At 42.9% G+C, this 12,904-nt stretch carries 18 protein-coding genes; 8 read left to right on the plus strand and 10 right to left on the minus strand.

The features are described 5' to 3' along the window. Positions 1-34 precede the first annotated feature (34 nt). Genes E1160_RS12415 through E1160_RS12425 form a run of 3 tightly spaced genes read right to left on the minus strand, consistent with a single transcriptional unit; the run spans position 35 to position 2,033 of the window. Positions 35-475, minus strand: coding sequence for a hypothetical protein (locus E1160_RS12415; protein WP_155155629.1), 441 nt, complete (start codon positions 473-475; stop codon positions 35-37). Beyond that, positions 472-798 carry a rod-binding protein gene (locus tag E1160_RS12420; RefSeq protein WP_155155631.1) on the minus strand — a complete coding sequence of 109 codons (327 nt, stop codon included), beginning with the start codon at positions 796-798 and terminating at the stop codon, positions 472-474. The genes E1160_RS12415 and E1160_RS12420 overlap by 4 nt, the downstream gene beginning before the upstream one ends. Positions 799-806: 8 nt before the next feature. Further along, a complete protein-coding gene (locus E1160_RS12425; protein ID WP_155155633.1) occupies positions 807-2,033 on the minus strand; it encodes a flagellar basal body P-ring protein FlgI in 1,227 nt (408 codons plus the stop codon). Positions 2,034-2,296: 263 nt separating this feature from the next. Here E1160_RS12425 and E1160_RS12430 point away from each other — a divergent pair, with 263 nt between their 5' ends. The 3 genes from E1160_RS12430 (at position 2,297) to dksA (ending at position 3,545) form a co-directional block, all read left to right on the plus strand. After that, positions 2,297-2,749, plus strand: a complete 453-nt coding sequence (locus tag E1160_RS12430; protein WP_155155635.1) for a flagellar assembly protein FliX — start codon at positions 2,297-2,299, stop codon at positions 2,747-2,749. A 189-nt stretch (positions 2,750-2,938) separates the two neighbouring features. Beyond that, positions 2,939-3,061: a hypothetical protein gene (locus E1160_RS17390; RefSeq protein WP_268890621.1), complete on the plus strand. Its 123-nt coding sequence runs from the start codon at positions 2,939-2,941 to the stop codon at positions 3,059-3,061. A gap of 118 nt (positions 3,062-3,179) precedes the next feature. Further along, positions 3,180-3,545 (plus strand): RNA polymerase-binding protein DksA, encoded by a 366-nt coding sequence (dksA, locus tag E1160_RS12435; RefSeq protein ID WP_235914136.1) that lies wholly within the window; start codon positions 3,180-3,182, stop codon positions 3,543-3,545. 79 nt (positions 3,546-3,624) lie between these two features. On the opposite strand, the gene E1160_RS12440 is transcribed toward dksA, so the two are convergent. Further along, the gene (locus E1160_RS12440) at positions 3,625-3,933 is read right to left on the minus strand and encodes a DUF1330 domain-containing protein (RefSeq protein ID WP_155155638.1); all 309 of its coding nucleotides are present in this window, start codon (positions 3,931-3,933) and stop codon (positions 3,625-3,627) included. A gap of 104 nt (positions 3,934-4,037) precedes the next feature. Between E1160_RS12440 and soxR the strand changes: the two genes are divergently transcribed. Then, a complete protein-coding gene (gene soxR, locus E1160_RS12445) occupies positions 4,038-4,484 on the plus strand; it encodes a redox-sensitive transcriptional activator SoxR (RefSeq protein WP_155155640.1) in 447 nt (148 codons plus the stop codon). Between the two features lie 3 nt (positions 4,485-4,487). Here soxR and E1160_RS12450 read toward each other — a convergent pair whose 3' ends face one another. From E1160_RS12450 to flgF, 6 genes are all read right to left on the minus strand, one after another. After that, positions 4,488-4,814 carry a S24/S26 family peptidase gene (locus tag E1160_RS12450; protein WP_155155642.1) on the minus strand — a complete coding sequence of 109 codons (327 nt, stop codon included), beginning with the start codon at positions 4,812-4,814 and terminating at the stop codon, positions 4,488-4,490. A gap of 23 nt (positions 4,815-4,837) precedes the next feature. After that, positions 4,838-5,323: a superoxide dismutase, Ni gene (gene sodN, locus E1160_RS12455; protein WP_155155644.1), complete on the minus strand. Its 486-nt coding sequence runs from the start codon at positions 5,321-5,323 to the stop codon at positions 4,838-4,840. A 328-nt stretch (positions 5,324-5,651) separates the two neighbouring features. Then, complete coding sequence (gene flgH, locus E1160_RS12460; RefSeq protein WP_155155646.1) at positions 5,652-6,428, minus strand: flagellar basal body L-ring protein FlgH; 777 nt, start codon at positions 6,426-6,428, stop codon at positions 5,652-5,654. Positions 6,429-6,484: 56 nt separating this feature from the next. After that, on the minus strand, positions 6,485-7,495 hold the full coding sequence (gene flgA, locus E1160_RS12465; RefSeq protein WP_155155648.1) for a flagellar basal body P-ring formation chaperone FlgA: 1,011 nt from the start codon (positions 7,493-7,495) through the stop codon (positions 6,485-6,487). Between the two features lie 71 nt (positions 7,496-7,566). Next, on the minus strand, positions 7,567-8,352 hold the full coding sequence (flgG, locus tag E1160_RS12470; protein ID WP_155155650.1) for a flagellar basal-body rod protein FlgG: 786 nt from the start codon (positions 8,350-8,352) through the stop codon (positions 7,567-7,569). 23 nt (positions 8,353-8,375) lie between these two features. Next, a complete protein-coding gene (gene flgF, locus E1160_RS12475) occupies positions 8,376-9,095 on the minus strand; it encodes a flagellar basal-body rod protein FlgF (RefSeq protein ID WP_155155652.1) in 720 nt (239 codons plus the stop codon). 474 nt (positions 9,096-9,569) lie between these two features. Here flgF and E1160_RS12480 point away from each other — a divergent pair, with 474 nt between their 5' ends. From E1160_RS12480 to E1160_RS12495, 4 genes are all read left to right on the plus strand, one after another. Beyond that, positions 9,570-10,106, plus strand: coding sequence for a flagellar basal body-associated FliL family protein (locus tag E1160_RS12480; protein WP_155155654.1), 537 nt, complete (start codon positions 9,570-9,572; stop codon positions 10,104-10,106). 193 nt (positions 10,107-10,299) lie between these two features. Next, positions 10,300-11,364, plus strand: a complete 1,065-nt coding sequence (fliM, locus tag E1160_RS12485; RefSeq protein ID WP_155155656.1) for a flagellar motor switch protein FliM — start codon at positions 10,300-10,302, stop codon at positions 11,362-11,364. A 26-nt stretch (positions 11,365-11,390) separates the two neighbouring features. After that, positions 11,391-12,101, plus strand: coding sequence for a DUF6468 domain-containing protein (locus E1160_RS12490; protein WP_155155658.1), 711 nt, complete (start codon positions 11,391-11,393; stop codon positions 12,099-12,101). A gap of 11 nt (positions 12,102-12,112) precedes the next feature. After that, entirely contained in the window at positions 12,113-12,865 is a 753-nt protein-coding gene (locus E1160_RS12495) for a MotE family protein (protein WP_155155660.1), read from the plus strand. Positions 12,866-12,904 lie beyond the last annotated feature (39 nt).

A 12,904-nucleotide genomic window follows, 5' to 3' on the forward strand; every position in this document is an offset into this window, starting at 1 on the left:
CTTCCTTTGCCTGCAATCAAGTCAGGCCCAAATTTTATAGCGTTTGGTTAATTGCGATTGGGGCTGCACGAGGTGCCGCACCATTTTGAGCGTAACCACCAGTTTGGCCGTATCCGCGAACTTGTGTGCCTGCTGCCTTACGCGCTTCATCTTTAATACGATCAGCAATCATTTGACTGGACCGTGTTGCCATACGTAGTTTATTCTCGTTGATCAAAGCGGCGTCTTGATAACGGGAACTTAACGCTCGTAACTTCCCTTTCATTTCTTCATTTAAGGTCTGAAAGAAATGTGGAGACACAGCCAATTGACTCAATTCACGTTCGTAATCCACAAGCAATTCTTGTTTACGAGTAACAAGAGGGCCTAATTCTTTGGAATTTGGCTGGTCTAATAGCTTGTTTTCTTGCTCAAGAACTTCTGTTAATTCGGTTAAAAGAAGAAAAAGTTGATTAGCTTTCTCATTTAGATTCATGATCTTGCCTCCTGCATTTTGAGCATTTCGCGCGCAACTTCGTCCGCGATTCCGACCCCGCCATTAGAGGCCATCACCTTGCCGTATTCCTGCGCCATCATAGAGCGAAAGATTTTCTCACCCTGACCACCGCCGAACATGCCGTCAGTAGATACGCCGGAGAACATCTGTTCTACCATCTGTGTTAAGAAAACGGCTTCGAAGTCTTCTGCTGCGGCGCGGATTTGCTCGTTTGTTTTCCCCGCCGGGTTTAAATTAGGTGCTTTGCTAGATTGACTTTGTGCAACATCGAAAGCTTGAGATACATATGAGTCCATCATCATTCGTCTCCTTACATCACTTCGATATCTGCATTTAGGGCACCAGCAGCTTTTACTGCCTGAAGGATTGTGATCATGTCACGTGGTCCCACACCCAATGAGTTTAGGCCATTTACCAAGTCTTGAATGCTTACACCGGTATTAACCACACCTAGCTGGTTCTCAGCCCCTTCATCGACTTCGATTTCTGTACGAGGCACTTCGACAGTTGTACCTGTGTTACTGAATGGTGTTGGTTGAGAGACCTGTGCGGTTTCACTAATGCGAATTGTTAGGTTGCCCTGTGCAATTGCAACTGTGTTAATGCGTACATTTTCGCCCATCACAATCACACCGGATTGTTCATCAATGATGATTTTCGCGATTTGATCAGGTTCAACACGTAGCTGTTCGATATCTGTTACCAAATCGACGAGATTATCTTGATAGATTTCAGGAACGTTTACCATTACTGTACCTGGGTCTGTAACGCGTGTTGTATCTAAGCCAATGAAGGCATTGATCGCGCGGCTGATGCGGCGTGCAGTTGTGAAGTCTGGGTTACGTAAGCTTAAATGAAATTCGGTTAGAGAATTTAAAGCGAATGGGATTTCTTGTTCTACAATAGCGCCATTAGCGATGCGGCCACTTGTTGGAACACCTTTCACAATTGTCTCTGCATCGCCACCCGCTTGAAACCCACCAATCGCTAATGTGCCTTGAGATACAGCATATACCTCACCATCAGCTGCAAGTAAGGGCGTTACCAAAAGTGTGCCACCTAAAAGACTACTTGCATCGCCAAGTGCGGAAACCTGAACATCAATACGGCTACCCTGTCGGGCAAATGGTGGAAGAGTGGCTGTTACCATAACAGCGGCAACATTTGCCGTATTTAAGCTGCCATCACGTGCATTTACACCGAGGCGCTCTAGCATACCTACTAAACTTTCTTTGGTGAAAAGAGCTGAATTCAGGCCATCACCGGTACCGTTCAAACCAACTACCAAGCCATAGCCTACGAGCATGTTGTCGCGAACACCTTCCACATCAACAATATCTTTGATGCGGGATTGAGCTTGGCTTTCTTTAATGAGAACACCACCAATAATGCCGAGTGCGATCACAAGAGCAAATGCACGCAAGGCGGTATGAAACGCATCTGCAAACACTTTCTTGTCAAATCTTTTACCCAATTCCTTCACTTTTGCGAAGTTGAATTTGGTAGCGGCAAAACTTTCCTGCGAAATATCAGTCATTCTCTCTAATCTTCCGGTAAAACGGCGAAAAACCGTTATTCATTTAACCATTAGTTCTCTTCTCGCTGATTACTATGCGATAACCGTGCCAATTTATGGGGAGGGTAGAAATAAGATGGGTGTGTAGAAAAGTATGTGCAAGAATTTGGAAGCATGTATATACTATGTAGCAATATAATACTTCTTTCTTGATGAGCGCTGAATCGGCCTTATAAATATGGACAGAAGTTAACAGTTTGAAATTAGCAAAGAATTAGAAGTTTATGAGTATTCGTGTTTCAGGGCCTTCAGGTCCACGGGCAACATCTTCAACGAAGAAAACTGGCAAAGTTCAGTCAGCAGGTAGTGGCTTTGCTTCTGCTTTGAATGAAACCAGTGATACTGATGAAACAGCTTCTGCCGCTTCTGTAGATTCTGTTGCACCCGTTTCTTCACTTGATGCTTTATTAGCGGTTCAATCTGTTGACGACGCAACTTCTGGTAAGTCACCGAAGCGTCAAGCGATTGACTGGGCTGAGAACTTGTTGGATCAATTAGATGGTATTCGTCATGCTTTATTAAGGGGCCAAGTTCCACCAGAGAAGTTGCAGCAAATTGCAAATGATATTGCAAAGCGTAAAGAAACTACGAATGATCCGCGACTCGAAAGTATTTTGGACGACATAGAGCTTCGCACTGCTGTTGAATTGGCAAAACATAATCGCGGTCGAAAGTAGAAAAACGTTACTTTTAAAGAAAATTTACAATGATTTAGCTATTTTTATAAAAAATGGCTTGTTCTTTCCTGTCCAAGGTCCTATATACCCCTCCAATGACGAGGGGTGTCATTGCAGTTTGAGTTTTTGTAAGAGGAGGTAAGTCTTACAAAAACAGAAAAATTGCAAAGTTAAGGGCGGGTTACAATCTTGGCTATTCATGCGAACGTCATTACCATTTTATTCGCCCTTAAGGATATTGATTTGGATCTTGTCCTGAATTGGCATGTGCTGATTTCAGGCGGTTCCGGGGTAGACCGTAAGGGAGAGTAACATGTCGCTGAACTCTGAAGCGGAAACAAAGGACCCAGAATTAAAGGGTGCAACAGCTGGTAGTGTAACCTCTACAATACTACCGCATGATTACCGTCCTAGTGACGATGAAGAATTTATGAATCCTGTACAGCTTGAATATTTTCGCCAAAAGCTTTTGGCATGGCGAAATGAGTTGTTAACTGAATCCAGTGAAACATTGCAAAGCATGCAGCAAGAAAATCTTGCACAGCCTGATTTGACGGATCGTGCCAGTATGGAAACAGATCGTTCCTTGGAATTGCGTACACGTGATCGCGAACGGAAACTGATCTCAAAGATTGATGCGGCGCTGGAGCGTGTTGCGGATGGATCTTATGGATATTGTGAAGATACAGGTGAACCGATCGCATTAAAGCGTTTGGAGGCTCGTCCAATCGCAACGTTAAGTCTTGAAGCGCAAGAGCGTCATGAAAAAAGCGAATTAACACGTCGCGACGACTAAGTTATTCTGGAATAAATAATTGAAAAGCCGCTGAGAAATTTCAGCGGCTTTTTTTATTTTTATGTCCTAATTTATTAAATTAGTAACGTGGGGTGATGACTTTCCATAGGTTGGGGGAGGCAAGGTTAAATAATATTCGCGCAAAAACGTTAGGTTCTGAGTGCCAGAAATCTTTAAGTAACTTTAAAGATGGGAATTTAATGATAGTGAGTTTCATATCTTTTTCCCACTTGCCTTCATTATAAAAGATTTCGAGCATGTTGCTGTCTGGTACAATAATTTCTGCATTATGCTTGAGTAGTAATTCATTGATGGCTTTTTGATAGGCATTAATTGATCTTGGTGTCGGTGATCCAGCAACCAGATAGGCAAGTGTAATATCAGACATTATGCATCTCTTTTAATATCGTAAGTCAGGGTGGTATTTTCTTTGACTTCGTTGAAAATTGATGCGACGCTAAAACCTCAACCTTACTTGAGGTCAAGAGGAAAATGAGAAAAATTATTGAATTTTCTGTCGGGGAAGTTTCCCGGCGTGCTGGTGTGCCAATTTCTACGATTCATTTTTATGAAGAGAAGGGGCTTATTAGATCACTGCGTAATAAAGCTAACCATCGGCGTTATACGTCAGATGTTTTGAGGAAGCTATCCATTATCAAGGTCGCTCAGAAAACAGGTATTCCTTTAAAGGAAATAAAGGAAGCTTTGAATTCAGTGCCGGATGGTGAGAAGGTAAACAAGCGCCACTGGCAAAGGTTATCCAGAAATTGGCAAGCAGATTTGGATGCACGGATTGACCAGTTAACCAATCTGCGAAATTTACTAGAAGGGTGCATTGGATGCGGATGTTTATCTCTAACAGATTGCTGGATGTTGAATCCAGGTGATAAACTTGGCCGTGACGGGCCTGGGCCTAGGTTATTGGAGTTGGAAGAGTAACAACTAATTCAGTTTTGAAATTTTGGATCCGTGTATACGAAAGGAAAGCTTGCCTTTAATATCTTTAACTGAAAGTAAGCCAAGATCAATGCTGGGGGCAGATAAAGGCCCATCACCCATTATATTAAAATCACCATTTGGGTGTTTTTTGGTCAGACGCTTGACCATTGCGTTTTCATCTCTTCGTTTGAAGAAAACAATATCGCCTTCTTTTAGTTTTGAATGAAGGCGGGAAGGAAAAACGGCGACACGCATGATTGCGTAATCGCCGTTTTCTAAACTGGGCGACATACTATGACCATTGATCTTAAGTAGTCGCCAACCGAACATGTTTGTTCAACCAGTAATCAAAATTACAATACTGGATAAACCATTTCCATGCTTGGTGGGAATGGGCTTGTTTTACGTGTTGTTTGCACGTCTTTTGTGCTCCAGAAGATTTCAGCGAACTGATTTACCAATTCAACCAATTCTTCACCCGCTGCGCGATCAATACCTGTTTTACAAGCAGACGCTTTCAACATGATGCTATGTGCAACTTCGTGTACATTTGGGTGTTTTTCGATTTGTGGTGCTTTGATATAGTCACCCCAAATTACGCGGATTTCTTCTTTAACTTTTGCTGCTTCAGCTTCTTTCATCGCAACACAACGAGAAAGTGTGTTGATGGTTTCAGCTGTCATTTCTTTGTCTTTGTTTTCAGCGATGATGTCCATCATGCGAACAACGGAAAGAGCAGCTACGATTGCTGTATGCGGATCATAGATTTTGCATGGAATGTCGCAATGTGCGTCAGCTGTTTCAACATTTACCATTTTGTCTAGCATTGAAGTAAACATTTTTTGTCCTCATTTGGTTTGTGTTGTTCAAGGTTTATAGGAGGATACACATCTTTCCCTGTTGGCCCTGATAAAACTCGTTAATTATGTCAGCACACTAAAACAAGATGGCTGAAAGTCAATTATATAAAAAATAATCTTTTGTGAATTTTCAAGAAGAATGGGTTGAAAAATATTTGTGAGAAATATGTCGAAGAGAGAAAACTAGAACGGGCCAGCTTGAGAGGCTGGCCCGTTGAGTGAAATTACGCACGCTGAGAGAGAAGAGTGAGAGAGGAGAGTGCGGGCGTAATCTCGGTAACTTGTTAACTTGTTATGAAAATCTTCCTTAGAATGGTAGGATGATATCGATGATCTGTGAACCATAGCGTGGTTGCTGTACATCAGAGATATGACCACGCCCGCCATAAGCGAGTCGCGCCTCGGCAATATCTTCATAGTTCACAGTATTGCTGTTTGTAATATCTTGTGGGCGAATAACACCTGCGATTTGAAGTTCACGAACTTCGTAATTGACACGTGTTTCCTGACGTCCATGTAACACAAGATTTCCGTTTGGTAGGACCTGTGTGACAACTGCAGCAACAGTCAGTGTAATGTCTTCTTCGCGAGAAATATTACCTGTCCCACCTTGTGTGGAAGATGAGCCTAGATTGACGAAGTTATCCGTTGTAACTGCTTCAGGTAACACATCGTTCAAAGCGCCTTGAAAACCTGCTAGACCGGGAATATCCACATCTTCACTGGTTGTCCGTGTGCGGTTGGTACTATTTGCAATTGTTGCTTCATCATCAATGCTGATGACAACAGTCACAATGTCTCCGACTTGTGTGGCGCGCAAATCCTTCAAAAAGGCCCGACTACCTAGGCGCCAGAGTGAATTGGCAGTATTCTTTGCTGTTGATGGCACTGGCATCGGCATAGAAACTGGCTGATAATTTGGGTCATGCGTCGGGTTCTCGATCTCATTCAATTTAGGTTCTTCACCCATTTTAGCTAAGCGAGACAATGTATTACATGCAGTTAGTGAGGTGCCGATAAGGGCAATAGCTGCAAAGCGAATAGCTGTTTTTCTCAGCTGTGTGTTCTTTGTAATGTTTAACATCGTCTCTCTCCGGTTTATCTCAATATCTTTTCAAACTACAATCTTGTGGGTCTCAATCACATTTGTGCAGATTGTAGTGGGGCACGAACTGTTACTGTGTTGTAACCAGTTACGATAGCTTCAAGTACTTGGCCACTATGGGAATTTCGAATGCGAATAACCTCTTTATGTGCACCATCTTCCAGGGCAACGCCTTGTGCTGTGAGGCGCATGCCCATGGATTCAAGTGTTACTAAAACCATTTGTTTCTTTTTCACCAGCTGAGGTGCTTGCAGGTTGGCTGACAAAATTGGGCGACCAGGTGTGATGGTACGGCGAATTTGCTTACCAATGAGGCTTGTGGCATCAACGACTGCTTTACGAGAAACCTTACGTGCACGCATTGTGACAACTTCGAGATCTTCTTGTTTCAAAATTTCTCCGGCTTGTATGCGGCGATTCGGAAGGGCAACTTCCATCAATTTGTGGACTTTGCCAGATACCTTACCCTTAACAATTGCTTTACCGGTTGCGGGTACAACATAAGTGGCTGTGAAACGGCTTTCGTTATCGGAAAGACGGAAATTTTTAATTGCTACAGACATATCTGCATCAATTGGAAGGCGCACAGTTGGGATCCGGCCGTTTAGTTGGATTTCTAATAACTCGGACTCACCTGTTTTTTGGATAATTGCATTGCGAAGACTATCTGTAAGAAGGCTTGGTTCCATTTCGAAATAATCACGTTCAACGATTGCCTCATCCAATGTGGAAGACGGCTTCCAGTCGAGCTTGTAGAAATTTGCAACGCGCCATAACCAGGATGATGTCAGTTTTTGTGATTTGCCTAAGGCTGGTGCTTTTGCAACCACGCGATGTGCATTTTCTCCTGCATTTTGGAAAAGATCACCTAGGGTAATATTTTCCCCTTGTATCAAGATGTTATGGTTTAGAGTAACTTCTTGTTCAATTTCGAAGAACTCGGAATTTGCATAAGAAGGATTTGTGGTTGCTGCAATTGTGCCTAGAGACATTGCGCTTCCTAATAGAAAAGCGGCGATCATTTTATTTGTAGCTTGCTTTTTCATTATCTTTTTCCTTCTTAATCGTCGAATTTGATTTCTATCGTTTTCGATTTAAATTTCTATATTCTCAGCGATTAACGCATTTGAGATACAGTGCTCATCATTTGATCTGAGGTTTCAATTACTTTGGAATTCATCTCATAAGCACGCTGTGCCGTGATGAGGTTGGTAATTTCTTCTACTACATTCACGTTGGATGTTTCGAGGAAACCTTGCTCGATTGTTCCGTAACCAGTACTGCCGGGTGTTGAACTTGATGGTGCACCAGATGCTGGGGTTTCAAGGAATAGATTGTCGCCGACAGAAGAAAGGCCTGCTTCGTTGGCAAATGTTGATAGGCTTAACTGACCCAAATTACTTGGTGTTACTTGTCCATCTAAGGATGCAAGCACTTCACCGCTGGAATTCACTGTGATGCCTGTTGCATCGGCAGGAACTGTAATTCCCGGTTCAACAGTGTAGCCATCAGTTGTCACAATGTTGCCTTGGTTATCCAATTGGAAAGAACCGGCACGTGTGTAAGCTGTATCACCGCTTGGTAAGGTGATCTGAAAATATCCTTTACCGTTAATTGCCAAATCCAAGGAATTTTCTGTAAGAGTTAAGTTGCCTGTTTCAGTAATACGGTAAACAGATGCAGTTTTAACACCTAAGCCTACTTGGATACCAACTGGTACGATTGTGCCCGTGTCAGAGGAGTTTGCTCCGGCGCGACGTTGGTTTTGGTACAGCAGATCTTGGAACTCAGCGCGGCGACGCTGATAAGCTGTTGTATTCATATTGGCGATGTTGTTTGAAATAACCTCAACATTAAGCTGTTGAGCTAACATGCCAGTTGCACCGATATTTAAGGATCTCATAGCTTCTCTCCTAGCTTAATGCGTTAACTGAACTGGCCAAGACGTTCTATCGCTTTTTTCACGCGGTCGTCTTCAGCTTGGGTGAATTTCTGCATAGAGGCATATTCGCGATGAACACGCATCATGCGGGTGATTTCCAGAATTGGCTGAACGTTTGATTCTTCCAGCATACCTTGAGTAATATTGTAACCCTCGGAGGCAATTGGATCTTGACCTGTGGCATAAAGCCCCCCGGCGGACTTCTTCATTTCGTATTGGTTTTCAAAAGATACCACACGAAGCTTGCCAACTTCTCCATTGTCGTTGGAGATAGTACCATCGGATGCCACTAGAATTTCGCCACCGTCATTTGGGATGTTTAATGGGCCGCCGTCGCCTTGGATGGTGTAGCCATCTTTATTTACAAGATTGCCTGTCGCATCTAGCTGAAAACGGCCATTACGTGTATATCTTTCACCCATTGGTGTATCGATAACAAAGTAACCATCACCGGAAAGAGCAAAATCAAACGGGTTGTTTGTGGTGGTCATTGGGCCGTCGGTTAAATCACGCGCCAATCCTACATCTTGTACAAAGGAAAATTGCTGGCGATCATGTTGCGGCTTGGTAATGTATTCTTTAAATACCATTCCTTCGCGTTTAAAAGCAGGTGTATTCGCGTTAGCAATATTGTTTGCAACAATATTCATTTCGTTGCGAAGGCTTCTCTGCCTAGATAGTGCGATATAAGCGCTGTTTTCCATGACGCTATCCTCTCTCAAATTTTTGTCGGTTTCTCAGGCCGACATCTCTCGACGCTTTACAAAGCAGGTAGTGTGCCAAAATTAATTAAGTATTTGATAATAATTAATTTTTATTTTGATAAAGGTGGTTTTTTTGTGTTTTTCATGTGAGGCTACTTCGAAAATTTACGAAAAATAGCAATTTAGAAAGGGGATTGATATTAAGGCGGCAAAGTTTGCCATAGGTTATGTATTTATTCAGGAAGAACTTGAGATTATTTATTGGAAACAATGAAATCAATTAAGAGTATTGCGTGAATATTTACGAATATTCGTTTCTTAATGATTGATTTCTGCTGCTAATTTCTGCAGTTTATAGTGAGTATTTACAAAAATGGTCTATAACGTAATTAATCTCTATAATAATATAAAGATGTATGACGTTGTGATGAAAATCCGTGAAATGAAAGCTTCTATTGCTGAAGGGTGGCGAATATGGCTGATGAAGGTGAAGTAGCCGAAGGCGCAGATGGTGAAGATGAAGAGGGTGGTAAGAAACGCGTTAGTGGTAAAAAGCTAGTTCTATTTATCTTATTGCCTATTTTGATTCTTGTTGGTGCAGGTGTCGGTCTGTTTTTGTCTGGAATGTTGGACCCGCTACTTGGTGGTGGAGATGAAGTGGCAGAGGAGGCGACAGAAGATGCGCCTGTTGAAGTGGCGGATGCGCCTAGTATCTTTTTACCTCTGGATGAAATTTTAGTGACTTTACGTTCGCCAGGATCAAAGCAAAAATTCCTTAAACTGCAAGTTTCATTGGAAATTTCTACCATTGAGGAGCAGGCACATATTGAAAACCTGAAGCCACGTATTGTTGATAGCTTTCAGGTGTTTTTACGTGAGTTGCGTCTTGAAGAGCTTGAAGGTAGTCAAGGCGTATACCGTATTAAAGAAGAATTATTAGATCGTGTGAATAAAGCAATTGCGCCAGTTAAGGCAAAAGATGTTTTATTTAATGATTTAATTGTTCAGTAAGTCGCATAGTTTTCAAAGAGATTGAGAAACTGGCGCGGCTTTTGCGTAGAGGTTTTTGGATGAATGTCATACGGCAGAAGTTACCAGATGATGTTTGTTTAAAATATAACGCAAAAGATTTGGCGCGACCTGTGTTTCATGATGAGTAGGAATACGATTTAGGTTTAGCGGCATAGAAAGATCGAGGCTGAATATGGCTGATGAAGATGCTGATGCACTAATGGAAGAAGACGATGATGCCCTAGCCGCAGAATGGGCGGCGATGGCAGAAGACGAACCCGATCCCTCGATGGGGGCGGCGGCGGCGCGTGTTCTTGATCAGGATGAAATTGATAGTCTTCTTGGTTTCCAAGATGGTGCAGACGGGAATGATAACCAATCCGGTATCGAAGCGATTATCGATTCTGGTATGGTATCTTATGAACGCTTGCCAATGTTGGAGGTCGTCTATGACCGCCTCGTTCGTATGATGTCGACTTCATTACGTAACTTCACCTCAGATAACGTTGAGGTGAGTTTGGATAACATCACTTCAATTCGCTTCGGTGATTATTTGAACTCCATTCCATTGCCAGCGATGTTGACGGTGTTTAAGGCAGAGGAATGGGATAACTATGGTCTAATTACCATTGATAGTTCCTTGATTTATTCCATCGTAGATGTATTGCTTGGTGGACGTCGTGGTACTGCTGCGATGCGTATTGAGGGGCGCCCTTATACGACAATTGAGCGTAACCTTGTGGAGCGTATGATTAGTGTGGTGTTAGCAGATTTATCTGCGGCTTTCGATCCATTATCCAGTGTGACAATGCGTTTTGATCGATTGGAAACCAACCCGCGTTTCGCAACGATTGCCCGTCCGGCCAATGCGGCTATTCTGGCGCGTTTCCGTATTGATATGGAAGATCGTGGCGGGCGTCTTGAATTGCTATTGCCTTATGCGACATTGGAGCCTGTTCGTGAACTATTGCTTCAAATGTTTATGGGTGAGAAATTCGGTCGTGACAGTATCTGGGAAAATCACTTGGCTACAGAACTCTGGTTTACAGATGTGCCGATTGAAGTCGTTTTGGATGAATTCACAAGTAATTTAACAGAAGTTTTAGATTGGAAGGTCGGAACTTTCTTGCAATTACAGGCAACTCAGGATTCAATGGTCGAATTACGTTGCGGTGAAATTCCTATGTTTAAAGGCTATGTCGGTCAAAAAGCTGGAAATCTTGCTGTGAAGCTGGATAGGAAAATTGATCCAGATTAGTTTAATTTTGTGTTATATTAGGTCGTATGAAATTGGATCTACTAGAAGCTACTCTTGATATTGCCTTTATTGGTTTGTTAATTGCCGTACTGATTTATGCAGTGCGGCTTAACCGCAACATACGTATCCTTCAAGATAGTAAAGAAGAATTGCGTCAGTTATTGGGACAATTTGTCTCCTCAACGCAGCAGGCTGAAGAAGCGCTTTTGCGAATAAAAAATCGTTCTCGTGATGCAACGGAAACAATTGATGATGCGATTGCAGAGGCGAAAACGTTACGCGCAGACCTGATTGAATTAATCCGTCGTGCGCAGGAAGTCGCCGGCCCAGTCGGGATTGCGGCTGCGAAAGTGGAGCGTGGTCAGGCGACCTATAATCCTGGATATAGCACTGGACCTGCGAAGGGTAAGAAGGCGCGATCCAAGAAAGCTAAATCTGCAAAAGCGACACCGGCTTCACCACGTGAGCCGATGAATATGCCTGATATCACGGATATGGATGCTGAAATTGATAAGGATTTGGAGGCGCGTCTTTCTAAGTTGATTGAATCTGTTGAGGCTGGTAATCCAGAGGTTATGGCGCCTCAGGCTGATATGTTTGGGGCTGAAAGCTCTGCTGTATCATCTGCACAGGAAGCTCAAGAAGCCGGTGTGGAATTGTCGGGTGTAGATGAAGCGCAAGAATCTAAAGCAAAAAGCAAAGAAGAGCTTCTAAAGGCTCTTCGTGGCATGCGTTAAGAGATTAGTTTATGAATTTTAAAATCCGTATATTACCTATTTTTCTCGTGATCATTTTTTTAATGCTATCCGTCCGTTTTGGCGATATGTGGGTAGAATTTACCTCTGTGACAGAAACAGCCTCAAATGAAGGGCGTTTCTCCGCACAAGATCTGGCAGCCATTACAAGCGGACAAGCCATCGCTCAAGAAGCAGGTGAGGCACCAGCGCTTGATGACCCAGCATTAATTGAAGACGATACTTTGGTTGAAGAAAGTCTTAATGGGACGCCTGAAGGTATGGAACCAACCGATGTCGTTGAGCAAGAGGATTATTTCTCAGGTGGTAATTTTGGGGATATGAGCCCCGGTGAAATTCGTCTTTTACATGATCTGGTTGCTCGCCGTGAAGCTTTGGATAAACGAGAGCGTGTTGTGAAAGAGCGTGAAGCATTGTTGAGAAGTGCAGAGCAGCAGCTCTTGGATAAGCAGTCTCAGCTGGAAGATATTAGAGCTTCTATCGAAGACTTGTTAAAGGTTTATAAAGAAGAGCAAACAGAAGAAGCCAAGCGTTTGGTGAAAATTTATTCTAACATGAAGCCTAAATCTGCTGCGCGTATTTTTAATGATATGGATATGCCGACATTGATTCAGGTTTTGCGAGGAATGAAAGAGCGAAGCATCGCCCCAATTATGGCAGCGATGAATGCGGATAAAGCGCGCTTGGTAACAAGAGAGCTAGCGACTGTCGAAGCTGTCGATGGTGCAGAAGGGGTATTGCAATAAGCCAATTATAAGAAAAAAAATATACAAAACCTGCTAAGT

This window comes from Curvivirga aplysinae (assembly GCF_009711445.1).
GTDB classification, from domain to species: Bacteria; Pseudomonadota; Alphaproteobacteria; order UBA8366; family Aestuariispiraceae; genus Curvivirga; species Curvivirga aplysinae.

Excerpts from the sequence above, each read along its gene's own strand:
- sodN (WP_155155644.1), bottom strand. The coding sequence starts at position 5,323 with ATGTTTACTTCAATGCTAGACAAAATGGTAAATGTTGAAACAGCTGAC.
- flgA (WP_155155648.1), bottom strand. The coding sequence starts at position 7,495 with ATGAAAAAGCAAGCTACAAATAAAATGATCGCCGCTTTTCTATTAGGA.
- fliM (WP_155155656.1), top strand. The coding sequence starts at position 10,300 with ATGGCTGATGAAGATGCTGATGCACTAATGGAAGAAGACGATGATGCC.
- E1160_RS12420 (WP_155155631.1), bottom strand. The coding sequence starts at position 798 with ATGATGATGGACTCATATGTATCTCAAGCTTTCGATGTTGCACAAAGT.
- flgG (WP_155155650.1), bottom strand. The coding sequence starts at position 8,352 with ATGAGATCCTTAAATATCGGTGCAACTGGCATGTTAGCTCAACAGCTT.
- E1160_RS12430 (WP_155155635.1), top strand. The coding sequence starts at position 2,297 with ATGAGTATTCGTGTTTCAGGGCCTTCAGGTCCACGGGCAACATCTTCA.
- E1160_RS12425 (WP_155155633.1), bottom strand. The coding sequence starts at position 2,033 with ATGACTGATATTTCGCAGGAAAGTTTTGCCGCTACCAAATTCAACTTC.
- E1160_RS12490 (WP_155155658.1), top strand. The coding sequence starts at position 11,391 with ATGAAATTGGATCTACTAGAAGCTACTCTTGATATTGCCTTTATTGGT.
- soxR (WP_155155640.1), top strand. The coding sequence starts at position 4,038 with ATGAGAAAAATTATTGAATTTTCTGTCGGGGAAGTTTCCCGGCGTGCT.
- E1160_RS12495 (WP_155155660.1), top strand. The coding sequence starts at position 12,113 with ATGAATTTTAAAATCCGTATATTACCTATTTTTCTCGTGATCATTTTT.
- E1160_RS12440 (WP_155155638.1), bottom strand. The coding sequence starts at position 3,933 with ATGTCTGATATTACACTTGCCTATCTGGTTGCTGGATCACCGACACCA.
- dksA (WP_235914136.1), top strand. The coding sequence starts at position 3,180 with ATGAATCCTGTACAGCTTGAATATTTTCGCCAAAAGCTTTTGGCATGG.
- flgH (WP_155155646.1), bottom strand. The coding sequence starts at position 6,428 with ATGTTAAACATTACAAAGAACACACAGCTGAGAAAAACAGCTATTCGC.
- E1160_RS12415 (WP_155155629.1), bottom strand. The coding sequence starts at position 475 with ATGAATCTAAATGAGAAAGCTAATCAACTTTTTCTTCTTTTAACCGAA.
- E1160_RS12480 (WP_155155654.1), top strand. The coding sequence starts at position 9,570 with ATGGCTGATGAAGGTGAAGTAGCCGAAGGCGCAGATGGTGAAGATGAA.
- flgF (WP_155155652.1), bottom strand. The coding sequence starts at position 9,095 with ATGGAAAACAGCGCTTATATCGCACTATCTAGGCAGAGAAGCCTTCGC.
- E1160_RS12450 (WP_155155642.1), bottom strand. The coding sequence starts at position 4,814 with ATGTTCGGTTGGCGACTACTTAAGATCAATGGTCATAGTATGTCGCCC.